This is a genomic window from Acetobacter sp., assembly GCF_047723915.1.
In the GTDB taxonomy this organism is placed as follows: Bacteria; Pseudomonadota; Alphaproteobacteria; order Acetobacterales; family Acetobacteraceae; genus Acetobacter.
In genome coordinates this window covers 20,662-44,743 of record NZ_JBDOBQ010000019.1, presented here as the reverse complement: position 1 = coordinate 44,743, position 24,082 = coordinate 20,662, and the positions used below count along the sequence as shown (strand labels likewise).

Genomic DNA, 24,082 nt, shown 5'->3' with positions numbered 1-24,082 from the left:
TCAGCTTCCGGGTGGGGGCTCGTCCGTGGCGATAGCGGGCAGCCCGGCATAAGGCGGGTGGCGGCGGGCGTAGACCATCAGGGCAATGCCCGCTGCCAGCATGGGCAGGCACAGGATCTGGCCCATGGTCAGCCCCCCGGCCAGATAGCCGAGGAACGAATCCGGTTCGCGGAAAAATTCGCAGAACGAACGCGCACAGGCATAGCCGGCCAGAAACATGCCTGCCAGAAAACCGGGCCGTTCGCGTATGGCCTGCCTGCGGGACGCGACGAACAGCACCACGAACAGCAAAAGCCCTTCGGTCAGGGATTCGTAAAGCTGGGAGGGATGGCGCGGGATCGGACCGCCATCAGGGAAAATCATGGCCCAGGGCAGGCTTGCCGGTGCTTCGCGCCCCCAGAGTTCGCCATTGATGAAATTGGCCACGCGGCCCAGGCCCAGCCCGATCGGCACGGCAACCGTAACCCGGTCCGCAAAAGCCAGAAAATTCAGCTTGTGCCGCCAGGTGAACAGCACCATGGCGATGATGACCCCAAGGGCCCCGCCATGAAAGGACATGCCGCCATGCCAGACTTCCAGCATGGAAAGCGGGTGCCGCAGGTAATAGCCCGGCTGGTAGAACAGGACGTAGCCCAGCCGCCCGCCCAGCAGCACGCCCAGTGTCACCCATGTCAGGAAGTCGTCCGCCTGTTCCAGCGTGGCCACGCGCGGGACAAGTGCCACCAGACGGCGGAGCAGCATGATCCCCAGCACGATCCCCAGAATATAGGACAGCGCGTACCACCGTACGGCCAGTGGGCCGAAATGGACCAGAACAGGGTCGAACTGCGGAAACATCAGAACAGGAAGCATGCGGGTGTCCGGTGCCAGAAATGCCCGTTGCGGGGCGCGGGAGAAAAAGCGTGCCGTATGCCTTACAGGTAAAGGCGGCCAGTCGTCAGGTATTCTTGCACGTAATGCGTCACAGCGTCTTCAAGCGGTGTGAACGCTTTTTTGTACCCGGCCGCGCGCAGGCGGGTCAGGTCGGCCTGTGTATAGCTCTGGTACTGGCTGCGTAATGCGGGTGGCATGTCGATAAATTCCACGCGCCGGGGCAGGCCCAGCGCGTCGCAGACCGCATGCGCCACGTCCAGATAGCTGCGCGCGACACCGGTGCCGCAGTTGAACAGCCCGCTGACGGAGGGCGTGTCGAACAGCCAGAGCAGCATGTCCACCACATCGCCCACCCAGATGAAGTCGCGCGCCTGCATGCCGTCCGCGATCCCAGGCTTGTCGGAGCGGAACAGCCGGGCCGGGCCGCCCGCGCGTAGTTCGTCATATTTGACTTTGACGACCGAAATCATCTTGCTCTTGTGGTATTCGTTCGGGCCGAAAACATTGAAAAACTTCAGCCCTGCCCATTGCGGCGGGCAGGGTGCCCCTATCTGGGCCGCCCGAATGGCCTGGCGGTCAAAAACATGTTTGGACCAGCCATACAGGTTCAGCGGCGCCAGCGTGTCCAGCCGGGCCGGGTCGTCGCTGAACAGTTCGGGGCGGTCCGCCCCCCCATAGGTCGCGGCGGACGAGGCATAGATGAAACGTGTCTGCGTGCGGGCGCACCATTGCCACAGGTCATGGGACAGGGCGACATTGGTGCGCCAGACCAGATCGCCGTCACGGGCGGTGGTCTCGCTGATCGCTCCCATATGAAACACCGCCTGCGCGCCGGGCAGGGATGCCAGAAAAGCGGGCAGTTCGTCAGGTGTTACCAGCCGTGTGGGGGGGTGTGCCGCGATGTTGCGCCATTTCCCCTCCGTGCCCAGCCAGTCGACAATGACAGTGTCCAGCCCCCGGGCGGCCAGTGCCGCCTGAAGGCAGGAGCCGATAAAACCGGCCCCGCCTGTGATGATAATCATGCGCGCGCAGTATAGGGGCAGGTCATCTTCCCTCCAAGACGGCAATTCCAGGGGCTGCCCTCCTGATAATGGCGGGCAGCCTGCGCGGTCTGGCCTGCGGGCATGGGCGGATTGTCCCGTTATCCGAGCGGTGCCCTACGGCCTGCGCATAACCTCTGTCTTTAAAAAACGGGGCTGGCATGTAGCCAGACCGGGCGCAGTTTTCTAGCATGCCCGACGGAGATGAACACACACTGAACCGTACAGGACATGAAGCGCATGAGTGATGAAATTTCGGTTGTCGCTATTCTGAAAGCCAAGCCCGGCTCCGAGGCCGCCGTGGCGGCGGCCATGGTGGCCGGTATTGCACCGTCCCGCGCGGAGGCGGGCAACAGGTCCTATGTACCCACCCGTGACCTGGACGATCCGCACACCCTGATTTTTGTGGAACGCTGGGCCAGCCGCGAGGCATTTGCCGAACATCTGGAAACGCCGCATTTCAAGACACTGGTTGCAACGCTGGAAAGCCTGCTGACGGCACCGCCGGCCATTCATACACTCAAGGCGCTGCCTGAGGCCTGAAGCCTCGCTACGTCCCGGTGCGCAGTTCTGGTTGCGTAATCCCGGGGTGCGCGGTCCTGGGCCATGTAGCCGGAGCATGGGATCGGATATGTGCCGGGGCGGGGGCCGCAGGGCCTGAAGACCCCGGCCCGTACCGCCGCGCGTGATCGGGGCATGAGTGATCAGGAACGCATGGTCGGCTTGTCCGGGCTGGCATTCGCCTACAGGATTCGAACCCACGGCGCAGTCTATCTTGCCGCAGTCTGTAAAGACTGCTCGCAAGGCCGCACGCACATTCGCCCGGCATGACCGGGTCATGCGCTGGTGCGAATAAAGCGTATTATTTTTTCAGGAAGAAAAAGTGGTGCACCCGAAAGGACTCGAACCTCTAACCCCCAGATTCGTAGTCTGGTGCTCTATCCAATTGAGCTACGGGTGCGCCGTGAGGGGGTGTTTAGCCGACAGGCCCGGTCTGGGCAAGCCCCAAAAAACCAGTTTTTCAATTTTTTTACAAAAACGGCTTTTTTCCTTTGTTTTCCTTCGCTTGGTTCATGGGGGGCGTCATGGCTTTCAGCATTACCGGCCCAGATAATTATCGAGGGCACGCGTGGCGGGGCGGCGCAGCGTGACATGGGCGCGACATTCGGGCGTGCCATAGACCCCCTCGAACGTATCGCCCACGGGGTGGGCCTCGAACACCATGGGCAAGGGCTGGTTCTTGGCGTCTTTCATGACAAGCTGGGCGTGGTAATGCTGTCGGGCCTTGTCGGGCACGCCCCGCAGGATCAGGGAGCCGGTTTCGGGCACGAAGATCATTTTGTGGGACTCGATCTGCATGAGCGACTGGCCGTTGACGGGGCAGTCAGCACCCATGTCCTGCACCAGCGTGCCAACCCAGTCGCCATAAGGGTCTTCCGCCGCCGATGCTGTGGCCGCATGGGCGGCCCCACCTTGCGCGGAAAAGACCGGAAACGCGCAGGACAGGCCCGCGCCGCAAAACAGGCCCAGGACTATGTGGCGTGCGGATAAGCCGGACCGATACCGGGTTGGAAACATGCTGACCTCCTGCATGGGCAAGGTGGTGGGGTTGGGGCGGCGTTCATGCCGGTGCGGACTCTGGCCGGGCGCTGTGTTGCATGCAAGCCATTGCAGTTCATGGTGCCGCCGCCCGCGTGGTTTTAGAGGGTGACGATACGCCACCATGGCATTATATCCGCTTGACAAGAGTTTAAGTCCCCGGCTGGCCATGGCCCGCACGATCGAGCAGACGTTAATGCGTGATCGTGGTCCGTGGCGGCCGATCCGTCTCAAGACTGCCTGCCCGGCGCTGCCCAGAAAGACCAGTAGTCCATGTCCGTTAACGCCACATTGCCTGTATCTCCTGTCACGCTGGATGAAACCCTGCACCAGGACCGTATCCTGATCCTGGATTTTGGCAGCCAGGTGACGCAGCTGATCGCCCGCCGCGTGCGTGAAAGTGGTGTATACTGCGAAATCTGGCCCTATACGGCCACGGCCGAGCGGATCCAGGCATTTGCGCCGCGCGGCATCATTCTTTCAGGCGGCCCGCGCAGCGTCAACGATCCCGATGCGCCGCGTATTCCCGCCGTGGTGTTCGACCTGGGTATTCCGGTGCTGGGTATCTGCTACGGGCAGCAGGCCATGTGCAAGCAGTTGGGTGGCCAGGTTGAAGGGGGCGACCACCGTGAATTCGGCCGCGCCTTTGTCGATATCGTGGAAGACTGCTCCCTGTTCCGCGGCGCATGGTCGCGCGGCGGGCGCGAACAGGTGTGGATGAGCCATGGCGACCGCGTGGTGGAGCTGCCCCCCGGTTTCCGTACCGTTGCCGTCAGCGAAGGTGCGCCGTTCGCCGTTATCGCGGATGAAGGGCGCAGGCTGTATGGCGTGCAGTTCCACCCCGAGGTGGTGCATACGCCCCATGGCGCGGCATTGCTGAAAAATTTCACCCATGATGTCGCAGGGTGTTCGGGTAGCTGGACCATGGCGGGTTTCCGCGACATGGAAATTGCCCGCATCCGTGAACAGGTGGGCACGGGTCGCGTGATCTGCGGCCTGTCCGGCGGGGTGGATTCCTCGGTCGCCGCGGTACTGATCCACGAAGCCATTGGCGACCAGCTCACCTGCATTTTCGTCGATCACGGCATGCTGCGTGCGGGCGAGGCGGATGAGGTCATTCGCACGTTCCAGGGGCGTTTCAATATCCAGCTTGTCCATCGCGATGCGTCCGACCTGTTTCTGGCCGCCCTTGACGGCGTGACCGACCCCGAGATCAAGCGCAAGACCATTGGCCGCCTGTTCGTTGAAGTGTTCGAGGAGGAAGCGACCAAACTGGGCGGGGCGCAGTTCCTGGCCCAGGGCACGCTCTACCCCGACGTGATCGAAAGCGTAAGCTTTACCGGCGGCCCGTCCGTAACCATCAAGTCGCACCATAATGTGGGCGGCCTGCCGGAACGGATGAACATGAAACTGGTCGAGCCCCTGCGCGAACTGTTCAAGGACGAAGTGCGCGATCTGGGGCGCGAACTGGATATTCCCGAAAGCATTGTGGGGCGTCATCCGTTCCCCGGGCCGGGGCTGGCGATCCGTATTCCAGGTGCGATCACGGTTGAAAAACTGGACCTGCTGCGCAAGGTGGATACGGTTTTCCTTGAGGAAATCCGTGCCGCCGGGCTGTATGACGCCATCTGGCAAGCGTTTGCGGTTCTTCTGCCCGTGCGCACCGTGGGCGTCATGGGTGACGGTCGCACCTACGACCAGGCCTGCGCCCTGCGCGCCGTCACCAGCACGGACGGCATGACGGCGGATGTCTACCCCTTCGACATGAGTTTCCTGACCCGTGTGGCGGGCCGTATCGTCAACGAAGTGCGCGGCGTCAACCGCGTGACCTACGATATTACCTCCAAGCCGCCGGGCACGATCGAGTGGGAATGATCCCGCGTCTGGCATAGGGTGGCATCATCCGGCATGAAAGTGCCTTAAAGCCCGCAGAAATGCGGGCTTTTTTGTTTTTTGGTCCGGCATTGTCTGGCATCGAACGGTATCGCCAAGCAGCTATTTTTTATGGCATAGTGCGTGGCACTGACTGAGTCTGATGCCATGATTTTTATTGATACCATGTCAGGCATTCTATGGGTGTCATGGTATCAATATTTAATAACCATATGAATAATAATGGTTTTATCCGGTTATTTTGATGGTTTTTGGTCATGGTATCGTCGTTTGGAGTGCCATGAACCGATGCTGACTGATACCAAACTGCGCAATCTCAAGCCGACGGATAAGCTGTACAAGGTGAATGACCGCGACGGGCTGTACGTCGCGGTGACGCCTGCGGGCAGCATCTCGTTCCGATATAACTATGCGATCCACGGCAGGCAGGAGACTCTGACCTTTGGGCGGTATGGCGTTGGGGGGATCACCCTCGCCGAAGCTCGTGAGCAGCTGGGAGAGGCTAAAAAGCTGGTCGCCGCGGGAAAGTCACCGGCCAAGGAGAAGGCGCGCGACAAGGCGCGGATCAAGGGCGTGGAGACGTTCGGCGCGTGGGCCGAGAAGTGGCTGCGCGGATATCAGATGGCGGACTCCACCCGTGACATGCGCAAATCCGTCTACGAGCGGGAGCTCAAGCCCAAATTCGCCAGCCAGAAGCTTGTCGAAATCACTCACGAGGACCTGCGGGCACTAACCGATGCCATCGTCGAACGTGGTGCTCCGGCGACTGCGGTGCATGCCCGAGAGGTAATGTTTCAAGTCTACCGGTGGGCTATCGAACGGGGACAAAAGGTCGAAAATCCGGCTGAATTGGTCCGTCCGATAAGCATAGCAAAATTTGAGCCGAGGGATCGTGCTCTGACGCCTGAAGAGATCGGCCTGATGTATCAGTACATTGAGCGCATCGGCACTACCCCGTCGATCCGGGCCGCAGCTAGGCTGCTTTTACTGACGATGGTTCGAAAGAGTGAGCTGACCAACGCAACATGGAGCGAGGTCAATTTTAGTCAGGCGCTTTGGACGATCCCCAAAGAGCGGATGAAGCGGCGCAACCCCCATTTGGTATTTCTGTCGCGACAGGCGCTCGATATTTTCATTGCCCTGAAGACGTTTTCCGGGGGCTCAGATTATATATTGCCGTCCCGCTACGACATCGATCAGCCGATGAGCAGTGCCACGCTCAATCAGGTACTCACGCTGACCTACAGGCTCGCTCAGAAAGAAGGAAAGCCGCTTGCAAAATTTGGTCCTCATGATTTGCGCAGGACGGCAAGCACTCTGCTGCATGAGGCAGGTTACAATACTGACTGGATTGAAAAGTGCCTTGCTCATGAACAGAAAGGGGTAAGAGCCGTTTACAACAAGGCTGAATATCGTGAGCAGCGCACCGCTATGCTTCAAGACTGGGCTGATATGATTGAGGAATGGACGAGCAAGCCTGGTTAACGCTTGCCTTCTTGGAGATTTTTTAGAGTGCGCCGCTTAATGGCTGCCGAAACAGCTTGGCGTGAAATACCTAGTTCTCGAGCTATTTCCGCCTGCGTCATTGTGCCTTTTGAGAGAAAATCATCAAGCATGCTTGTGGGAGATCGCAAGGCTTTAACTTGTCTATAAGCTTCTCTCCGCACGTAAGCATGCTCTTCAATATCCCAGCCAGAGAGGGTCGAATTATTGAAACCATGAGACCAAATTTGTTCCATCAGGGCACGGTATTCCCAAATAAATCTCCGATCACGTTGATAGGCTCTTCTTGAAGAATCACTTCTGCTGGGATGGTGTTTCTCACAATATAACTTACTAGGTTTAGGGCCAGCAGAGGGAGAGCCTGCCAAGCGAGTTGTCCACGCAAGGTCACCATGACGTGCATGCTCCCGTAACTTCATTTTTGGTTCGATGTATTCGTGGAAACTCTCTACGGAACAATCTGCACGCATCTCGACTAGATCGCCATAACGAGCGATCATTTGGCTCGCTTTATGAGGGCCATATTTTCCTGACAAGGCCTCTGAATAATGTTCAGCCACTTTCTTTGCTCTCTCCAGCCCTAATGAAATCATTTTTTTTGTTAGAGGAACAAGCTTGGCGTTTTCGTTCTTCAGTTTTTTTACTACAACTGGATTGAAGCGTATTGCTGAATATTCAGTGAGATTTCCACAAAGCTCACAAAAACACCATGTCAAATTGTCTGCAAGCTTGGCCTCAATGCGACCGGTGGCTTCCCGTTTGGTAACTACGCGCTCGAGGATCGGATCGAAAGCAAGGTGGGTTTCGTGATCTTTGGCCATGGTCAATTTATGTCCGCAGTGTCAACCAAATTCAATCTTTTTCCCAGCCGCAGCAGGCAGCGGCAGGTAACCTCAAGCACATTGTCATCGGGGTGCAGAGGGAAGAGAAATGGGAAACACGGATAGGGTTCTTATTGACCGCAAAAAGCTTCACGCAATGATACCGCTAGCCGAAAGAACCATCTTCAATATGGAGCGGCGTGGCGAGTTTCCACGCCGTATCGCGCTGACCAGCAGAAACGTGGCGTGGGATCTCGAAGAGGTCATAGAGTGGATTGAGACGCGCAAGGCACAGGGTGCTCAGGCGCATCGTCCTGGTATGCGCTTCTGATTTCAGAGCTTGTTGGTAACGCCTGTGTCTCCTATTCGCTGGGAACAGCATGCCGTCAGCAAGGCATCAAAATGTTCCCCAGCAGAGCTCGGCCATCGGGAAGGCTTTTTCGTTGCAGACATTCTGGCGGCTGCACCAAAGGGTGACGCGGTTAGCATGGAGCATCCACTGTTTGCGTTAAAAGCGGGCGATAGGCGTGTAAGAACCTATGAGCGTAACGGTCTCGTGGTGACCGTGAAGCCCGGGTCGGATGGCTGTGCGACCATACATGACAAGGACCTATGGATTTATTGCATCAGTCAGTTGGTTGAGGCCAAGAACCGTGGACGCCCCATAACACCAACAGTGCGTTTTACGGCCTATGATTTTCTCCGTAGTACGAACCGCTCAACAGGGGGTGTCGGCTACCGCCGTATAGTCGGTATGCTTGCAAGGCTGAGAGGGACTGGCATCGAGACTAACATTGAGACGAATGGACAGCGTGAGCGACGCGGCTTTGGACTGATTGATTCATGGCGGATTGTAGAAAAGTCGCCAACAGATGATCGTGTGACCGCCATTGAGGTGGATTTGCCTCACTGGCTATTCCGTTCTGTTGCGACCATGCGGGTTCTGACCCTTTCACGAGATTATTTCAAACTCCGCAAGCCGCTTGAGCGGCGCATATATGAACTTGCCCGCAAACATTGTGGTCTTCAGCCAAAATGGCGTGTGTCTGTGACGGTCCTGTACGCGAAAAGCGGCAGTACCGCGACGTTGAGAGAGTTTCGACGGCAGATAAAGGAACTGTCTGTTATCAACCTGCTACCTGATTATCAGATATCGCTCGATACAGAGCGTGACCACGTAACTTTCTTTGCCAATAGAGAAGATCGCGAAAAAGCGGCTGCCCGCAATCTGTCGCTGAACGGGGCGCTCATTTCATCAGCAGCAGCGCGATATTGAACACCTGATCCTCCCAAAATGCCCTGTTGATAAGTGGTGACAGCTTTGTGGAATGACACGTACCTTCACCCACGTTTCCCTGTGGATTAGCACGTACCTTTACACACGCCCCGACACGTACTTTCACCCACACGAGTGGCATATAACATGTTGAAACTGATATGTTTTTCTAACCCGTAACACGCGCGCGCGTTTTAACTTAAATATATTCTTTTAACGTCTGAGGGGCTCTTCCAGCTGGGGATATGTCTACAGCAACGTTCCGCAGTATAGGATGTAGTCGAGAGCCGAGGGTGTTTAAACACTTTGATCGTAGCGTTTAAACGGTACGCAATTCATTGTTTCTCTGGGCCGCCTGCGGGAGACAGCCAGTAGGCAATACGATCAGGATCAGGGCTCGGATTGAGGTTTAGCGGCCTTGGGCTGAAGACGTGACGTTTCGGAGATGCCTTTGGGCTCTGTTTCTCGAAGGCGGTAGAAGGGGCAGAGGGCGGCTCTTTTTGGGATATCTGTGAGGAGGGCCCCAAAATAAATTTCCTGATGTGCCGAGTGAACTGACTGTAGCTCATCTGAAGAGCATCGTGATGTTTTTGGAAGACATCTGACCTGTTGTAACCTTGCTTCAACTCTTCTGCGATGACGGATTTCAGGGCAAGAAACCTCACGCGAGCCATCCCCTTCTTATTTGGCGTCATTGTAATCACTTCCAAGGCATAGCCTTCCCATTAGTGCGCGAATATAATCCAATATGCGCAATTATAGGCGAATATATGCGAAAATCTTCCTGATCGTGAGACCGGGGGTGCATTCGCATATAATTGCATATTGTCGCGTGATGTTTGAAAGCAAGATAGGTCGCCCCATAGGGGACGACGTGCTTATTCGCCTTCGGCTCAATGCGGAATCAGGAGGGCAGGGGAAATATGTCAGGAGAAAATGACGCCAAGAAAAGGCGGCAGAAGCACATCGGTCCGCGCTCAAAGAAACCTATTTGGGTAAGCGTTACAGAGGACGAGAGGAAGGCCATTCAGGATACAGCCCGGCAGGTGCGACTTCCTGTTTCTGCCTTGCTTCGGAAGCTGGCTCTTGGATACGAACCGCCAAGTAAAATCGACCTTGAAACCCTCTATGCGGTTGGGCGGTTACGGGGTGACTTCGGGCGGCTGGGTGGTCTCTTGAAATTATGGCTTGTGGACCCGCCCAGCCAAGCTGTTCCAGAGAGCGAAGTGAGAGCCGCGCTCAATACGATTTTGGCTAAGCAAGGCGAGCTTTCGAGCCTGATTGTAGCTATGGAGAAAGCTATCTGTGACTGATGGCTCGTTTTGGTGTGGAGTTTATGAGGCAGGAGAAGATTGTCCAGAAAACGGTCATTTTCTGGACAGGTTGAAGATGGGCATTCCGGACTAGCCGAACGGCATCCGCTGGGTTAGCATTGCCGTCAAGTTTTCAATGTTCCGGTTTCGTCAATGAATCAGCGTATTGGATATGCGCGGGTCTCCACGGAAGACCAGCATCTGGATCTACAGCGCGACGCGCTTCAGCAGGCCGGGTGCGGTGTCATCTATGAAGAGGCCGCGAGCGGTAAGAGCGCCACACGCCCTGAGCTTGAGCAGTGCCGCAAGGCTCTCCGTAGCGGCGACACTCTCGTGGTGTGGCGCTTAGACAGGCTCGGTCGCAGTCTACCCGACTTGGTGCAGATTGTGGCCGATCTTGAACGCAGCGGCATCAGCTTCGAAAGCCTAACCGAGAAAATTGAGACCGGCAGTGCTGCTGGAAAACTCGTTTTTCACGTGTTTGCTGCCCTGGCGGAGTTCGAGCGTAGCCTGATCCGCGAGCGCACCCATGCTGGCCTAGCCGCAGCTCGCGCTAGAGGCCGCTCCGGCGGCCGCAAACCCAAGCTTGGGGAGAAGCAGGTCCGCGAGATCAAGGCGCTCCTGCGCGACCCAGAAATTCAGGTTGCTGACGTGGCCCGACGTTATGGAGTTTCCCGGACCACGCTCTACAAGCATGTAGGCGTCGTTGCCCCGAGGCATTCATGACTTTTGCGGGGCATAAACACTTGATCAAGAACCGAGGTGTACGATGAATTCGTTGAACTTCGATTTCTTAGCGCCGCACAACAAACAATTGGTGACTCTTGGTGGTCTCGCGGAAAGCTATTTCCCTAGCGATCCCTCCACGGCGATCGTGAAGCTGCGACAGTTCGCAGAATTGATGGCGAAGCTGGTCGCTGCCCATCATGCGGTTTATCGTGATGAGCGTGAAACATTCGAGGAAACCCTGCGACGCCTTTCTTATGATCGCCTGATACCGAAAGAAGCCGCTGATATTTTCCATGCCTTGCGGAAGGCCGGAAATAGCGCGGTACATGAAGCAACGGGGGACCACTCTGCCGCCCTTACGGCGTTGAAACTCGCTTGGTCGCTCGGTATCTGGTTTCATAGGACTTATGGCCGTGCAGCAAACTTTCGGTCCGGTGCCTTTGTTCCGCCGCGCAAGCCCGTCGATGCGACGGTTGCGTTACGCGAAGAGATCGAAAATCTTAGGCAAAAAGTAGCGGAAACTGAAGGCGATGCGGCGCGCGCTCGACTTGAGGCTGACGAACACGCTCACGCGCGGGAGGCAGTGGAAGAGAGGTTGACGCGCGAGGCTGAGGAGCGTTCCGCTTGGGAGAAGATCGCTCAGGACATCGATGCCGAGAAGGCCGAGGTCACTGCCAAGCTCGCCGCACTCCAAGCTGAGGCGGAGGCCATCCCTCGCGCTGTAGCTGCTCAGTTGGTGGAGCGAGGCGAAAAGGCTGCGATAAAGATCGACCTCGACGAGGCGGAAACACGCGCGCTCATAGACCAGCAACTTCGCGACCGTGGATGGGAGGCGAACACCCGCGAGCTTCGATACGCTAATGGTATTCGCCCAGCCAAAGGCCGCAATCTCGCTATCGCTGAATGGCCTACTGCAAATGGCCCGGCTGATTACGCCTTGTTTGTCGGAACCACCCTGGTCGGGGTCGTGGAAGCGAAGCGCCGCCGAAAGAATGTTTCCGCTGCGATCGATCAGGCTGAGCGTTACTCGATCGGCATTAAGGATAGCGTCGATTTCAGTTATGCCGGTGGCCCTTGGGGTGAGCATAAAGTGCCGTTTGCGTTCAGCGCGAATGGCAGATCTTATCTCAGGCAAATCGAGACAGAGAGCGGTATCTGGTTCCGTGACACCCGGCGCACCGCGAACCATCGCCGTGCATTGGTTGATTGGCCGACGCCGGAAGGTCTGACCGGCCTGCTTGAAGTCAATCAAGATGCTGCGGATGCCGCGCTACAGGCGCAGCCGTTCGAATTTGGCTTTCCGCTTCGCCATTATCAGGAAAGCGCCATCCGGTCCGTGGAAGCCGCCCTGTCGGCTGAACAGCGGGCTGTTCTGGTCGCGATGGCAACCGGAACTGGAAAGACCAAGCTGGCCATCGCCATGTTGTACCGCTTGCTCTCAGTGAAGCGGTTCCGGCGCATATGCTTCGTGGTTGATCGCAGCGCCCTTGGCGATCAGACTGAGGGAGAGTTTTCGACAACTAAAGTCGTATCCGGCAAGACATTCGCGGAAATCTTTGGCCTAAAGGGGCTGGGAGACGTGACCCCGGATGTGGAAACCAAGGTCCACATCTGCACTATTCAAGGCTTGGTGAAGCGTGTGCTGTTCGCCGCCGATGCAGCATCCGTGCCGCCTGTGGACCAATATGACCTGATGGTCATCGACGAATGCCATCGGGGCTATCTGCTCGACCGGGAGATGTCTGATGCCGAACTCAGCTTCCGGGGGCAGGACGACTACATCTCCAAATATCGGCGCGTTCTGGACTATTTCGACGCGGTCAAGATCGGCCTGACGGCCACGCCTGCGCTTCACACCACGGATATTTTCGGTGATCCAGTCTTCACCTATTCCTATCGCGAAGCCGTAGTGGATGGATTCCTGATTGACCATGAGCCGCCGATCCGCATCGAAACAGCGCTAGCGCGCTCGGGTATCAAATTCGAGAAGAATGAAGAGCTTGAACTGCTCAACACCCGGACCGGCGAAGTCGATCTGGCTCATGCGCCGGACGAAATCCGTTTTGAGGTCGAGGCTTTCAACCGCCAGGTCATTACCCCCAAGTTCAATAGTGTCGTGGCGGAGGAACTAGCGCGCCACATCGATCCAGCGCTACCCGGTAAAACGCTGATCTTCGCAGCCACCGATGCCCATGCGGATATGGTGGTCAGCGCGATCAAAACCGCATTTGCTGAGCACTATGGCGAGATTGACGACGCAGCCGTCAAAAAAATCACGGGTAGCGTGGACAAGGTGAAGAGCTGGATTCGCTCGTTCCGCAACGATGCCAATCCGCAAATCGTTGTGACCGTCGACCTCCTTACCACTGGCATTGATGTGCCAAAAATCACCAACCTCGTGTTCCTGCGCCGGGTGAACAGTCGTATCCTGTATGAACAGATGATTGGTCGCGCCACGCGTCAGTGTCCGGAAATAGGCAAAGAAGTCTTCCGGATTTTCGACGCCGTCGATCTCTATCCCCACCTCCAGAACATGACCGACATGAAGCCGGTCGTCGTTAACCCTTCGATCAGCTTTTCCCAGCTCGTCCACGAAATGACAGCAGCGCAGAACGATGAGCAGCGGGAGGCCATTCGCGAACAGCTCGCCGTGAAGCTGCGTCGTCGGATCAAAAAGCTGACCGATGATGCAAGACAGCAGTTTGAAGCCTCAGCGGGCGAAACGCCGGAGGCGATGCTGCAACGGGTCATGTCCGGTGATGCACAGGGCCTTGCCGCATGGCTGAAGGATCATGCTGCGATCGGCCCTATCCTCGATTGGCAGGCTGATGGCGATAATGTCGGTTATGTTCCGATTTCCAAGCACGCGGATCATATCGTTGAAGTGTCGCGCGGTTATGGCAGCGGCGCAAAGCCTGAGGATTTTCTGGACAGCTTCGCCGCCTTCGTGCGCGACAACATCAACACGATCGCAGCACTCAAAGTCGTCGTGCAACGACCTCGTGATCTGACCCGCGCCGATCTGAAGGCATTGCGCCTTGCCCTAGACTCCAAGGGCTTTTCCGACGCCAATCTGCGCCGTGCGTGGGCGGATGCACGCAATGAGGAAATTGCCGCGTCTGTCATCGGCTTCGTCCGGCAGGCAGCCCTGGGCGATGCCCTGATCCCTTATGAAGACCGTGTGCGACACGCGATGCGGGCCATCATGGCGAGCCGTGCATGGACAGACCCGCAGAAACGCTGGCTCAAGCGGATCGGCGAGCAGATCGAAAAAGAGATTGTGGTGGATCGTGTCGCCATCGACAAGGAGCCGTTTATCGCCGATGGCGGCTTCAATCGCCTTAATAAAGTGTTCGGCGGAGAGCTGGAAAGCATCCTCGTCGGGATTAACGAAGAGTTGTGGAAGAAGACCGCGTAAATGAGCACGACCACTGACATCGTCGCCAAGCTTTGGAGCCTGTGCAACGTCTTGCGCGATGATGGCGTCACCTACAACGAATATGTGACAGAGCTGACTTACCTTCTTTTCCTCAAGATGCTGGAAGAGACAGGCAGGGAAGAGCGTTTGCCGAAAGATTGGCGATGGGGCCTGCTTGCCAAACGAGAAGGCTTGGAACAGCTAGATTATTACAAGGCGATGTTGCTGGAACTCGGCAAGGCGAAAGATGCGCTCGTCAGCGCAATCTTCATCGACGCCCAGACCCGTCTGCGTAAGCCAACCAACCTCAAAGCACTAACGTCCAACATCGATCAGCTCGACTGGTTCTCTGCCCGCGAAGAGGGGCTGGGCAACCTTTATGAAGGTCTGTTGGAAAAGAACGCGGCCGACAAGAAATCCGGTGCAGGACAATACTTCACGCCCCGCCCGCTGATCGACTGCATCGTGCGCCTGATGCAGCCGCAGCCGGGCGAAGTGATCCAGGACCCAGCCGGTGGAACGGCGGGTTTCCTCGTCGCGGCCGATCGCTACATCAAGGATCACACGGACGATCTCTACACACTGACCGAGCAACAGGCCTTCTTCCAGCGGCACAACGCTTTCTCTGGCGCGGAACTGGTGCCGGATACTCACCGTCTGAGCATGATGAATTTGCTGCTTCATGGTATCGAAGGTGGGATGGAGAATATCGACACGCTGTCCCCCGATGGGGAGGCGCTGCCTAAGGCCAATCTGATCCTGACCAATCCGCCATTTGGCACCAAGAAGGGCGGAGGACGTCCGACCCGTTCCGACTTCTCGATCACGGCGGATACGTCGAACAAGCAGTTGGCCTTTGTCGAACATATCGTGCGCGCGTTGGCTCCTGGTGGCCGCGCCGCCGTAGTTATCCCCGATAATGTACTGTTCGAGGACAATACCGGTCGCCGCCTGCGCACCTGGCTGATGGATCTGTGCGACCTGCACACCGTCCTGCGCCTGCCGACCGGCATTTTCTACGCGCAGGGCGTCAAGACCAACGTGCTGTTCTTCCGGCGTGGCAAAAGCGACAAGGATAACACTAAGGCGGTCTGGGTGTATGACATGCGGGCAAACGCTCCGGCCTATGGCAAGACACGACCGCTGACCGTTGCCGACTTTGCGGATTTTGAAAAGGCGTATGGCGCGGACGCCAATGGCGGATCCAAACGGCGAGATGGCGGGGAGGACAGCCGTTGGCGCAAGTTCGATCGCGCCGCCATCAGCGGTCGTAATGACAACCTCGACATAAGCTGGCTTCGCGATACTGAGGCAGAAGCGGAAGAGGCGCTGATCGAGCCGGAGGATATCGCTGCTGCCATCATCGGTCATTTGAAGGCAGCGTTAGAGGAAATTGAAACGCTTTCGGAAGAATTGGAGCCGGATAGCGTTGATGAGGCTGCTGTGGGGCAGGCGGCAGAATGAGCGATATGCCGCACGGCTGGGCCGGTACAACCATCGGTGAAATCTGCGACTTGGTTAACGGGAAAGCGTTCAAGCCCTCCGACTGGTCCGCATCTGGGCTTCCCATTGTTCGTATTCAAAACCTAAACAGACCCGACAATAAGTTTAATCACTTCGACGGAACGGTGGATGAACGATTTCTGATCGAAGACGGTGACCTGCTGTTTGCGTGGTCTGGCACTCCAGGCACTTCCTTTGGTGCGCATATCTGGAATGGCCCGAAGGCCGTTCTCAACCAACATATTTTCAACGTTCGTTTTGATCGAAATGCCTTCGATCGAAACTTCTTGCGCCATGCGATTAATCAAACGCTAGACGAGCAAATTGCGAAGGCACACGGTGGGGTCGGGCTTCGTCACGTCACTAAAGGGAAGTTCGAAGAAACGGAGGTTCCCATTCCTCCACTCCCCGAACAACGACGGATCGTGGCGAAGATCGACAGCCTCACCGGCAAATCCAGACGCGCCCGCGACCATCTCGACCACATTCCCCGCCTCGTCGAGAAATACAAACAGACCATCCTCGCCGCCGCCTTCCGGGGCGACCTGTGTACTAAACGCCGGTCCCCGAAGCTGCTGCCGTTATCGGAATTTATAGATTCATTGGATCAGGGCTGGAGCCCTAAGTGCGCTAGCGAGCCAGCAGGCTTAAATGACTGGGGCGTCATTAAGACGACAGCAATCCAGTCCGTTCATTTTTTACCGCAGGAAAACAAGCGTCTTCCTACTGATCTCAAGCCTCGTCCGGGAATCGTCATCAATGCTGGTGACGTGCTCACAACCCGCGCAGGCCCGCGCAGCAGGGTAGCCATTTCGTGTCTTGTTAACGAAGATCACCCTAAGTTGATGCTGTGTGACAAAGCCTATCGTCTTCGCATCAATCAAGAAATGGCTGATCCGGCGTTTGTTACTTATATGCTCAACACACCTCAGTGCCTCTCAGAGTTGGAGGTTATGAAAACAGGCATTAGCGACAGCGGTTTGAACCTCACGCAGGGCAAATTTATAGCGTTGGGAATCCCTGCATTTTCTTTGCCAGAACAGTCTGAGATTGTCTGTCGCATCCAATCCGCTTTTGTGTGGATTGATCGTCTCGCCGCCGATGCGATCAGCGCCCGCAAGCTGATCGACCATCTAGATCAATCGGTGTTGGCCAAGGCCTTCAAGGGCGAACTCGTGCCGCAAGACCCCGCCGACGAACCCGCGAGCGCCTTGCTCGATCGCATCCGGGCAGAACGCAGCGCCGCGCCAAAGGCCAAACGCGGCCGCAAGAAAGCGGCCTGACCCCATGGCCATTCCCGATTATCAGACATTGATGCTGCCGGTCCTGCCCCTCGCCACCAGTGGCGAGCAGCGCGTGGCCGATGCCGCCGAGCGCATCGCGGATGATCTCGGCCTCAGCCCCGATGAACGCGAAGAAATGCTACCCAGTGGACGGCAACGCCTGCTGTACAACCGTATCCAGTGGGCAAAATTCTATTTGTCCAAGGCGGGCCTCTTGGCCTCCCCAAAGCGGGGGCGTTTCATCGCGACGGATGCCGGGCGGGCACTGCTGGCGGCCTCTCCAGAGCGCATCGGCGTGGATGAGTTGAAAAACTATGAAGGCTTCCGCGAATTTTACAGTGGTCAGAAGTTTTCTGAAGACAATGCCGCCCCTGTTGCCATCGCTCCGTCGGTCGAAACCGGCACGCCGGAGGAACAGATTGAGGCGGCCTATCAGGCCGTGCAATCGGCCCTCCGCGCGGACCTGCTGGAACGTATCGTCCAGAACACACCGGCCTTCTTCGAGCAACTGATCGTTGATCTGCTGATCGCCATGGGCTATGGCGGGTCGCACAAGAATGCGGCCACCCAACTCGGCCGTTCAGGCGACGGCGGCGTGGACGGTGTCATTAACGAAGACAGGCTGGGACTGGACCGGGTCTACGTGCAGGCCAAGCGCTACGCTGAAACAACGGTCGGCCGTCCTGATGTGCAGGCCTTCGTCGGCAGCTTGGTCGGCCACGGTGCCACGAAGGGCGTGTTTGTCACCACCTCTACCTTCAGCAGTCAGGCGAGGGACTACGTTAAGCACCTCGCCCAGAGAGTCATCCTGATCGATGGGGAGCGGCTGACCGACCTGATGATCGAATATGGCGTGGGCGTTCGTGTTAGCCGCAGGATTGAGTTCAAGCGGCTCGATGAGGACTTTTTTTCGGAGGAATAGCTCAGCAGTGCGCCACCGGATCAAGACTGTACCGTGCCAACGAGTATTTTTTCCGGAAGGGGTATTTTTCATGGCATCGATGTCAATTAGAAATATAAATAGCTGTTTTTCCTATGGAAATTTCTGTAATTTATAATCGAGTGGGAATAACCCCTCCGACGTAACGCACTGCCGGTACAGCGGGGGTGTGGAAGAACCGAGTATGCGGGGCAGGGCGGTAACGCCCTGCCTTTTTTGTTTGTCTGCCAGCTTGGGTGCGGCGTGCGCGGCGGTGGTTGGGACGTTTTTGCAGCCTCTCCCGCGCGGGCTCTGTAAGGGCAGGGTTTTGCATGCTGGGGGCCACAGACGGGTAAGCCTGAAACCCGGTGCTCTGTCATGGTACGGAGATCTGGCAAGGTCTGGGGCGGGCAGCCTGTTCAGGTTTTTTGAAAAACGTGCAGAATAGCAGGCATGCTGCGGGCGCTTTTCCCGTTTTCTGTGGTGCCGCTAAAACTGTGCCGATCGGGTCGGTCTGGGCAGGGAGGCGTCATGAGCGTTACGTGGGGAGATTTTCAGGCAATTATTCAGCTTTCGGCAGGGCTGAACGTTGCCATTCTCAGCTTTGTGGATATCAGTATTCCTGCCATCAAGGAGCGGCGGCGCGTTTTTACCAAAGCGCGGCAGGAACTGGAGATTTACCGCAAGAACCCCCACAAGACGACAGAGGAAGACAAGCAGCGCCACAGCAGCATGGCCGTAGAGATCGACAAGCAGCTTTTCGACCTGTGGCGGGAAACAAATGATTTTGAAAGCGTGGAAGATTCCATGATCAAGATCACGGGTGTATGCGGCTTTGTCGGTGCAGTCCTGAGTATTGGGCTGTTGTGGGTTTCGGGCCTGTTTTACAACGACCCCATAGGTCTGAAAGGCGAAGTGCTTGCAATTCTGTCCTTTCTTTCCCTGGCAGCCGCGTTTGTATTGAATTTTATTACGGCCTCCAAGGCGTCGCATTATACGACGCGTTGCAATGCCTTGCGCAATCATATGCAGCAGAAGCTCTGAGCGTACTCCGCCGCCTGTTTCCTGCGCCCGTCGTGCCGGCGCCTGTCAGGGGCATGCGGTGTCCGCCATGTGTGATCCGGGTGGTTTTCCGGTGATATGTATGGGGTTTTACGCGGACGAAAAGTTGCGTCATGCTCCGTTCCGTTAGAAGGAAAGGCTGAGATGATGAAACTGTATTATCTGGCTGGGGCGTGTTCCCTGGCGTCGCATATCGTGCTGGCTGAAATCGGTGCGCCCTACACGCTGGAGGCGGTCGATCTGGCAACCCACAGGACAGAAACCGGGGTGGATTATCTGACAGTCAACCCGCGTGGCGCGGTGCCCGCGATCGAGCTTGAACCGGGTGTGGTTCTGACGCAGAATGCCGCCATTCTTCAGTATCTGGGCGACCATTCCGATATTGCCGCGTTTCGTCCCGCGTACGGGTCCATGGCGCGGGCACGCCTGCAGGAAGCGCTGGGTTTTTGCGGTGATTTTCACAAGGCGTTCAGCGGCCTGTTCGCCCCCGGCCTGACGGCGGAGGGGCTGGAGAGCATCCGGCATGACATTCATCGGCGCATGCAGCAGCTCGAAGGCATGCTGGATGCAACCGGCCCCTACTGGCTGGGGGCCGAGTTCACGCAGGCTGATGCCTATGCCGCCGTGGTCATGAGTTGGGCGGCTTTCAAGAATGTGGATATTTCTCACCACAGGAAGGCCTGGGCGCTCAAGGAGCGTGTGCTGGCCCGGCCAGCGGCATTAAAAGCCCTGAAGGAAGAAGGGCTGATCTGAAGGATATTATTCAGTCTTCCACGCGGGCGCCGCCATCTGGCGTGCCCTCGCGCCAGTATCCCGCCGCCCGGACCTGATCGCGCGCAAGGCCTTTTTCTTTCATAAGGCACTCGCGCAGGGCACGGGCGGTTCGGATTTCAGCCCCGACCCAGGCGTGGAGATCCACGTCGGGGAGTGTCGTCTGCCGCAAGGCCTGCACCAGCACATCGGACTGGCCTGCCGGGGTGCCGTTGCGTGGGAGCCACTGGATGGTGGCGTCCGCACGGGTGTCCAGCACGCGTTGTTCCTGCATGTCGGCGATCTCGATCATGACAAGGGCTTTGCGGCCAGCCGGCAGCTCTTCCAGCCGTCGGGCTATGGCGGGCAGGGCGGTTTCGTCCCCCATCAGCAGGTAAGCCCCATATGTGTCGGGCACCAGGAACGAGCCGCGCGGTCCGCCCATGCCCAGCCATTGGCCGGGCTGTGCCTGGGCCGCCCAGCCGCTGGCCGGGCCGTCCCCGTGCAGGACGAATTCTATGGCCAGTTCCCGCGTTTGGGGGTTGAAGGCGCGGGGCGTGTAATCACGCATGATGACGGGGGCGGACGGATCGTGCACCGGCTTGCCATCCACCAGTGTCGGCAGATGCGGCGTGTCCGTGCCCGGCAGGGGAAAGAACAGTTTGACGTGATCGTCAGCCGCGCCGGAGGTAAAACCGTCCAGATCGTCGCCGGTAAAAATAATCCGGCGCATGCGCGGAGAAACGGGTTCGATGCGTGCAACCTGGATCATGCGAAACCGCAGGGGGTAGCGCACACGCAGCGCCGTATGGCGGAGGAGTGAGGTCATGAAAAGGGGTCCTGCGTCGCGGTTAGTGAGACGTGCCAAGAATGTCCTTGGCGGCCCGGTTGAGAATATCCGCGATACGGCGAGCTTCCTCGGCCGAACAGCCACGCTTGCTCATGAGGGCCTGCTTGATCGTGCGGCGGGCCTGGTGGATTTCATCCGCGGCCTGGGGGTCCGTTGCATCGACACCGGCAAAAGCGTCGCGGACCTCGGACATGCGGCTGCCGATCCGCGCCAGCGTGTCCAGAATGGCGTCGACCCGTGCACGGTTCGCCTGAAGGTAGGCGCTGCCTGTTTCGGTCAGGGTATAGAGCTTGCGATTGCCCTCGGGCGTTGAGACCGCCTGGCCGATTTCGTCCAGATAGGTCAGGGCCGGGTAGATCATGCCGGGGCTGGGGGCATAGAAACCGCCGGATTTTTCTTCCAACTGGCGGATCAGTTCGTAACCGTGGGCCGGGCGTTCGGCCAGCAGGGCAAGAAGCAGGAGCTGCAATTCTTCCGAACTGAACTTGCGGCTGGTGGGAAAATCTCCGCCGCCAAACCGGCGGCCAAAACCACCACCAAAGCCATGGCCACCATCGTGGCCGCCCCTGTGCCGGCCTGCGGTGTGGAAGAAGGCGTGATGATGGAGTCTGGATTTAAGATGTCTAATCATGTCGTAAGATATACATATCGTAAGATAGTGATGCAAGCGCTATTTGCCATACCGGGTTCAGCGGACGTTCCGGCCTGTATCGGCCTTGCCATCTTATGCCCCTGCTGGTGGCTTTGGCATTTTGCCCGCGGCGTCTTGCTCATAAGGCATGACGCGGGGTTACGTTCCCTGCTGGTGTTCTTTTATTTGCCCGTTCGGGGCTGTGCCTGTGCCTGTGCCTGTGCCTGTGCCTGTGCCTCTGACTGGGACTGGGGCTGAGTCTGGGAGTGGGATAGGGCGGAGAAGTTGCGGAGCCACTCCGGCAGGTCGGCGGGTGGCATGGGTTTGCTGAACAGATAGCCCTGCATGACATCGCACCCCATGGCTCTCAGCCTGGTTTCCTGGCGTGTTTCCTCCACCCCTTCGGTCACGACCTTCACGCCCAGGCGTTTGCCGATATTGATTGCGGCTTCCGTTACGATCAGCGCGCTGACATCGCGCTCGAAATTCACGACAAAGCTGCGGTCGATCTTGATTTCGGTCAGGGGCAGATGGGCCAGACGCGACAGGGATGAAAACCCGGTTCCAAAATCGTCCAGCGACAACCCCACCCCGATTTCGCGAATGGCGGTCATGGCCTCGGTATGGTTCTGCATCATGACACTTTCGGTAATTTCTACCGTCAGGCGCGATGCGTCCAGGTCGTAGCGGTCAAGCAGGGCCCTGATATGGCCAGCCAGATCGGTGCCGTAGAAATGGGCGGCCGAGATGTTGACGCTGACAACGGGCACAACAATCCCCGCCATGTCCCATTTGGCGAGCTGGCGGCATGCTTCCTCAATGGACCATTTGCCGATCGCTATGATCTGCCCTGTTTCTTCGGCAATGGGAATGAACCGTGACGGTGGCACCGCCCCTAGGGTGGGATGAAACCAGCGTGCAAGGGCTTCAACCCCGTAAAGCCGGCCTGTCATGGTGCAGATCTGTGGCTGGTAGAACAGGTGCAGTTCCGAATGCCGGACAGCCTTGCGCAGGGCCGAGCCGATAATCAGCCGCGATTTCACCTCGTCATTGGCGACGCCGCTCAGCAGCCGGAAACTGCCACGGGCGGTTTTTTTGGCTTCGCGCATGGCGACATCGGCATGATTGAGAATCTGCTCGATTTCAACGCCGTCATACGGATACAGGCTGATACCGATGCTGAAGGAAATTATCAGTTCCTGCCCATTGATTTCTATGGGTTCGCTCATGGCGGTTGTGAACGTTTCGGCGAAGGTTCGCGTGGTTTCGACGTTTCCGCCAGGCATGATCACCACGAAATCGTCCCCGCCCAGCCGGCCCAGCACAAAATTGCCCCGGCATTGCTGGGCAAGACGTCTGGCCACGATCTGTAGCAGAACGTCGCCCTGGTCGTAGCCCATGACATTGTTGATGTCCTGGAACAGGTCCAGATCGAGCACCAGCAGCGCAAAAGGCAAGGGCGTTGGCTGCGATGTCATGTCCTTGAGGGTGGCGGTAATGGAGGCGCGGTTCAGCAGCCCTGTCAGGACGTCGTAATGGTTGAGGCGCGTCAGGTGCTGGCGGGTCAGCCCCTGTTTGATAATGGCGGCGCAGGACGGCACGCATCCCGCGACAATTTTCTGCGGCCAGTCGGTCGTTTTGTCGCGGTTGCGCGAATACAGGGCGAATATGCCGATCAGTTCGCCGGAATTACCGAAAACGGCGGAGGCCCAGCAGTCCCGCAATTCGATTTCCTGTGCGTCGCTGGCCCTGCTGTGCCAGACGAGGGCACGCGCGTCTTCGGGGTTGGCGTGCAGGGCCGCTATATCGTCATCGGTCAGGATCACGTTTGTCAGTGACGCGATCCTGCGCCACGGCAGCCCTTCCCCCGAAAGGATTTCCAGTTCCACCCCCGGCGTGACCTGGAGCAGCACAGCCACGCTGTTGGGGACCATGCGCTCTGCCTCCGCGCAGAGCAGGCCGGCAATGTCCTTTTCGGTCATTTCTCCGGCAAGCTGCGTGAAAACATGGTTCTGCAGATCAAGAATTTTCCGGCGGTGACTTTCCTCCGTCACGCCTTTGACGAACGCCATGTAATAGCGTTCGCGCTGGGGGCCGAGTACTGCGGTGGAGATCGACATCTCGGCTGCGACATAATCCCCGTTGCTACGGGTGAAGGTTATTTCGCGCGATTTGCCGACAATACGGTTATGGCCCGTATCGCGGTTATGCGCGATATAGCCGTCATGCGTGGCTTTGTGTTCGATCGGGATAAGGCAGTTCACGTTCTGCCCGATCACCTGCGCCGCCGTATGCCCCCATAGCCGTTCCGCGGCGGTGTTGAAAAAGACAATGTGGTTGCGGTTATCGATAATGACCACACCGTCGGTTGCCTGCTCAAGCATGTCGAAATACAGCGCGATGTTTTCTACGACAGGGGGCAGGGGGGCGGAGGATGCAGACATTGACCGACCTTGATGGAACATAAAGCAGGGAGCCCGGCGTAAAATCATGCCGGACTTTGGATAAGTGTCACTGTGTTGTAGGCATCCGGCGGGATGGCGGCCGGGCGGATGTATCCATGCCGGTTACGCAATGCCCGGACCATGGTGCTGCCGCAACAGGGTATGTCGGAACGGG

The 24,082-nt window shown here is 57.7% G+C and carries 21 protein-coding genes and 1 tRNA gene; 13 read left to right on the top strand and 9 right to left on the bottom strand.

All coding sequences use genetic code 11. The features are described 5' to 3' along the window. Positions 1 to 852, bottom strand: a complete 852-nt coding sequence (gene lgt / locus ABF990_RS10655) for a prolipoprotein diacylglyceryl transferase (RefSeq protein WP_415491855.1) — start codon at positions 850 to 852, stop codon at positions 1 to 3. 62 nt (positions 853 to 914) lie between these two features. Next, positions 915 to 1,895, bottom strand: coding sequence for an ADP-glyceromanno-heptose 6-epimerase (rfaD, locus tag ABF990_RS10650; protein WP_415491854.1), 981 nt, complete (start codon positions 1,893 to 1,895; stop codon positions 915 to 917). Between the two features lie 258 nt (positions 1,896 to 2,153). On the opposite strand from rfaD, the gene ABF990_RS10645 reads away from it, so the two are divergent. Then, on the top strand, positions 2,154 to 2,456 hold the full coding sequence (locus ABF990_RS10645; protein ID WP_415491853.1) for a putative quinol monooxygenase: 303 nt from the start codon (positions 2,154 to 2,156) through the stop codon (positions 2,454 to 2,456). Between the two features lie 341 nt (positions 2,457 to 2,797). Here ABF990_RS10645 and ABF990_RS10640 read toward each other — a convergent pair. Then, a tRNA-Arg gene (locus ABF990_RS10640) sits at positions 2,798 to 2,874 on the bottom strand. Between the two features lie 137 nt (positions 2,875 to 3,011). Further along, on the bottom strand, positions 3,012 to 3,491 hold the full coding sequence (locus tag ABF990_RS10635; protein WP_415491852.1) for a hypothetical protein: 480 nt from the start codon (positions 3,489 to 3,491) through the stop codon (positions 3,012 to 3,014). A gap of 294 nt (positions 3,492 to 3,785) precedes the next feature. On the opposite strand from ABF990_RS10635, the gene guaA reads away from it, so the two are divergent. Both guaA and ABF990_RS10625 read left to right on the top strand, forming a co-directional pair. After that, positions 3,786 to 5,387 carry a glutamine-hydrolyzing GMP synthase gene (gene guaA, locus ABF990_RS10630; RefSeq protein WP_415491851.1) on the top strand — a complete coding sequence of 534 codons (1,602 nt, stop codon included), beginning with the start codon at positions 3,786 to 3,788 and terminating at the stop codon, positions 5,385 to 5,387. A 306-nt stretch (positions 5,388 to 5,693) separates the two neighbouring features. Beyond that, a complete protein-coding gene (locus ABF990_RS10625; RefSeq protein WP_415500544.1) occupies positions 5,694 to 6,890 on the top strand; it encodes a tyrosine-type recombinase/integrase in 1,197 nt (398 codons plus the stop codon). Here the strand turns inward: ABF990_RS10625 and ABF990_RS10620 are convergent. Continuing rightward, positions 6,887 to 7,729, bottom strand: coding sequence for a winged helix-turn-helix transcriptional regulator (locus ABF990_RS10620; protein WP_415500531.1), 843 nt, complete (start codon positions 7,727 to 7,729; stop codon positions 6,887 to 6,889). The genes ABF990_RS10625 and ABF990_RS10620 overlap by 4 nt on opposite strands. A 109-nt stretch (positions 7,730 to 7,838) precedes the next feature. Here ABF990_RS10620 and ABF990_RS10615 point away from each other — a divergent pair, with 109 nt between their 5' ends. After that, a complete protein-coding gene (locus ABF990_RS10615) occupies positions 7,839 to 8,060 on the top strand; it encodes a helix-turn-helix transcriptional regulator (RefSeq protein WP_415500533.1) in 222 nt (73 codons plus the stop codon). A 24-nt stretch (positions 8,061 to 8,084) separates the two neighbouring features. Further along, entirely contained in the window at positions 8,085 to 9,005 is a 921-nt protein-coding gene (locus tag ABF990_RS10610) for a replication initiator protein A (protein ID WP_415500534.1), read from the top strand. Between the two features lie 335 nt (positions 9,006 to 9,340). On the opposite strand, the gene ABF990_RS10605 is transcribed toward ABF990_RS10610, so the two are convergent. Then, positions 9,341 to 9,700 (bottom strand): TraK family protein, encoded by a 360-nt coding sequence (locus ABF990_RS10605; protein WP_415500545.1) that lies wholly within the window; start codon positions 9,698 to 9,700, stop codon positions 9,341 to 9,343. A gap of 228 nt (positions 9,701 to 9,928) precedes the next feature. On the opposite strand from ABF990_RS10605, the gene ABF990_RS10600 reads away from it, so the two are divergent. The 8 genes from ABF990_RS10600 to ABF990_RS10565 all read left to right on the top strand — a co-directional run bounded on the left by ABF990_RS10600 (position 9,929) and on the right by ABF990_RS10565 (position 19,985). Next, positions 9,929 to 10,318 (top strand): plasmid mobilization protein, encoded by a 390-nt coding sequence (locus ABF990_RS10600; protein WP_415500535.1) that lies wholly within the window; start codon positions 9,929 to 9,931, stop codon positions 10,316 to 10,318. A gap of 153 nt (positions 10,319 to 10,471) precedes the next feature. Continuing rightward, positions 10,472 to 11,044: a recombinase family protein gene (locus ABF990_RS10595; protein ID WP_415500536.1), complete on the top strand. Its 573-nt coding sequence runs from the start codon at positions 10,472 to 10,474 to the stop codon at positions 11,042 to 11,044. 43 nt (positions 11,045 to 11,087) lie between these two features. Next, entirely contained in the window at positions 11,088 to 14,465 is a 3,378-nt protein-coding gene (gene hsdR, locus ABF990_RS10590) for a type I restriction-modification system endonuclease (protein ID WP_415500537.1), read from the top strand. Further along, a complete protein-coding gene (locus tag ABF990_RS10585) occupies positions 14,466 to 15,929 on the top strand; it encodes an N-6 DNA methylase (protein ID WP_415500538.1) in 1,464 nt (487 codons plus the stop codon). Continuing rightward, positions 15,926 to 17,251 carry a restriction endonuclease subunit S gene (locus ABF990_RS10580; protein ID WP_415500539.1) on the top strand — a complete coding sequence of 442 codons (1,326 nt, stop codon included), beginning with the start codon at positions 15,926 to 15,928 and terminating at the stop codon, positions 17,249 to 17,251. Before ABF990_RS10585 ends, ABF990_RS10580 begins: the two co-directional genes overlap by 4 nt. A 4-nt stretch (positions 17,252 to 17,255) precedes the next feature. Then, a complete protein-coding gene (locus ABF990_RS10575; protein ID WP_415500540.1) occupies positions 17,256 to 18,173 on the top strand; it encodes a restriction endonuclease in 918 nt (305 codons plus the stop codon). Between the two features lie 528 nt (positions 18,174 to 18,701). Continuing rightward, a complete protein-coding gene (locus ABF990_RS10570; protein WP_415491850.1) occupies positions 18,702 to 19,214 on the top strand; it encodes a hypothetical protein in 513 nt (170 codons plus the stop codon). A 165-nt stretch (positions 19,215 to 19,379) separates the two neighbouring features. After that, positions 19,380 to 19,985 (top strand): glutathione S-transferase, encoded by a 606-nt coding sequence (locus tag ABF990_RS10565; protein ID WP_415500546.1) that lies wholly within the window; start codon positions 19,380 to 19,382, stop codon positions 19,983 to 19,985. Between the two features lie 10 nt (positions 19,986 to 19,995). Here the strand turns inward: ABF990_RS10565 and ABF990_RS10560 are convergent, their stop codons facing one another. From ABF990_RS10560 to ABF990_RS10550, 3 genes are all read right to left on the bottom strand, one after another. Next, positions 19,996 to 20,811 (bottom strand): siderophore-interacting protein, encoded by an 816-nt coding sequence (locus ABF990_RS10560; RefSeq protein WP_415500541.1) that lies wholly within the window; start codon positions 20,809 to 20,811, stop codon positions 19,996 to 19,998. A 22-nt stretch (positions 20,812 to 20,833) separates the two neighbouring features. After that, positions 20,834 to 21,463: a PadR family transcriptional regulator gene (locus tag ABF990_RS10555; protein WP_415491848.1), complete on the bottom strand. Its 630-nt coding sequence runs from the start codon at positions 21,461 to 21,463 to the stop codon at positions 20,834 to 20,836. Positions 21,464 to 21,645: 182 nt separating this feature from the next. After that, positions 21,646 to 23,907: an EAL domain-containing protein gene (locus tag ABF990_RS10550; RefSeq protein WP_415500542.1), complete on the bottom strand. Its 2,262-nt coding sequence runs from the start codon at positions 23,905 to 23,907 to the stop codon at positions 21,646 to 21,648. Between the last annotated feature and the right edge of the window lie 175 nt (positions 23,908 to 24,082).

Excerpts from the sequence above, each read along its gene's own strand:
- ABF990_RS10625 (WP_415500544.1), top strand. The coding sequence starts at position 5,694 with ATGCTGACTGATACCAAACTGCGCAATCTCAAGCCGACGGATAAGCTG.
- ABF990_RS10565 (WP_415500546.1), top strand. The coding sequence starts at position 19,380 with ATGAAACTGTATTATCTGGCTGGGGCGTGTTCCCTGGCGTCGCATATC.
- ABF990_RS10550 (WP_415500542.1), bottom strand. The coding sequence starts at position 23,907 with ATGTCTGCATCCTCCGCCCCCCTGCCCCCTGTCGTAGAAAACATCGCG.
- ABF990_RS10620 (WP_415500531.1), bottom strand. The coding sequence starts at position 7,729 with ATGGCCAAAGATCACGAAACCCACCTTGCTTTCGATCCGATCCTCGAG.
- lgt (WP_415491855.1), bottom strand. The coding sequence starts at position 852 with ATGCTTCCTGTTCTGATGTTTCCGCAGTTCGACCCTGTTCTGGTCCAT.
- ABF990_RS10595 (WP_415500536.1), top strand. The coding sequence starts at position 10,472 with ATGAATCAGCGTATTGGATATGCGCGGGTCTCCACGGAAGACCAGCAT.
- ABF990_RS10575 (WP_415500540.1), top strand. The coding sequence starts at position 17,256 with ATGGCCATTCCCGATTATCAGACATTGATGCTGCCGGTCCTGCCCCTC.
- ABF990_RS10605 (WP_415500545.1), bottom strand. The coding sequence starts at position 9,700 with ATGACGCCAAATAAGAAGGGGATGGCTCGCGTGAGGTTTCTTGCCCTG.
- ABF990_RS10585 (WP_415500538.1), top strand. The coding sequence starts at position 14,466 with ATGAGCACGACCACTGACATCGTCGCCAAGCTTTGGAGCCTGTGCAAC.
- ABF990_RS10555 (WP_415491848.1), bottom strand. The coding sequence starts at position 21,463 with ATGATTAGACATCTTAAATCCAGACTCCATCATCACGCCTTCTTCCAC.
- ABF990_RS10600 (WP_415500535.1), top strand. The coding sequence starts at position 9,929 with ATGTCAGGAGAAAATGACGCCAAGAAAAGGCGGCAGAAGCACATCGGT.
- guaA (WP_415491851.1), top strand. The coding sequence starts at position 3,786 with ATGTCCGTTAACGCCACATTGCCTGTATCTCCTGTCACGCTGGATGAA.
- ABF990_RS10580 (WP_415500539.1), top strand. The coding sequence starts at position 15,926 with ATGAGCGATATGCCGCACGGCTGGGCCGGTACAACCATCGGTGAAATC.
- ABF990_RS10570 (WP_415491850.1), top strand. The coding sequence starts at position 18,702 with ATGAGCGTTACGTGGGGAGATTTTCAGGCAATTATTCAGCTTTCGGCA.
- ABF990_RS10615 (WP_415500533.1), top strand. The coding sequence starts at position 7,839 with ATGGGAAACACGGATAGGGTTCTTATTGACCGCAAAAAGCTTCACGCA.
- ABF990_RS10635 (WP_415491852.1), bottom strand. The coding sequence starts at position 3,491 with ATGTTTCCAACCCGGTATCGGTCCGGCTTATCCGCACGCCACATAGTC.
- hsdR (WP_415500537.1), top strand. The coding sequence starts at position 11,088 with ATGAATTCGTTGAACTTCGATTTCTTAGCGCCGCACAACAAACAATTG.
- ABF990_RS10645 (WP_415491853.1), top strand. The coding sequence starts at position 2,154 with ATGAGTGATGAAATTTCGGTTGTCGCTATTCTGAAAGCCAAGCCCGGC.
- ABF990_RS10560 (WP_415500541.1), bottom strand. The coding sequence starts at position 20,811 with ATGACCTCACTCCTCCGCCATACGGCGCTGCGTGTGCGCTACCCCCTG.
- rfaD (WP_415491854.1), bottom strand. The coding sequence starts at position 1,895 with ATGATTATCATCACAGGCGGGGCCGGTTTTATCGGCTCCTGCCTTCAG.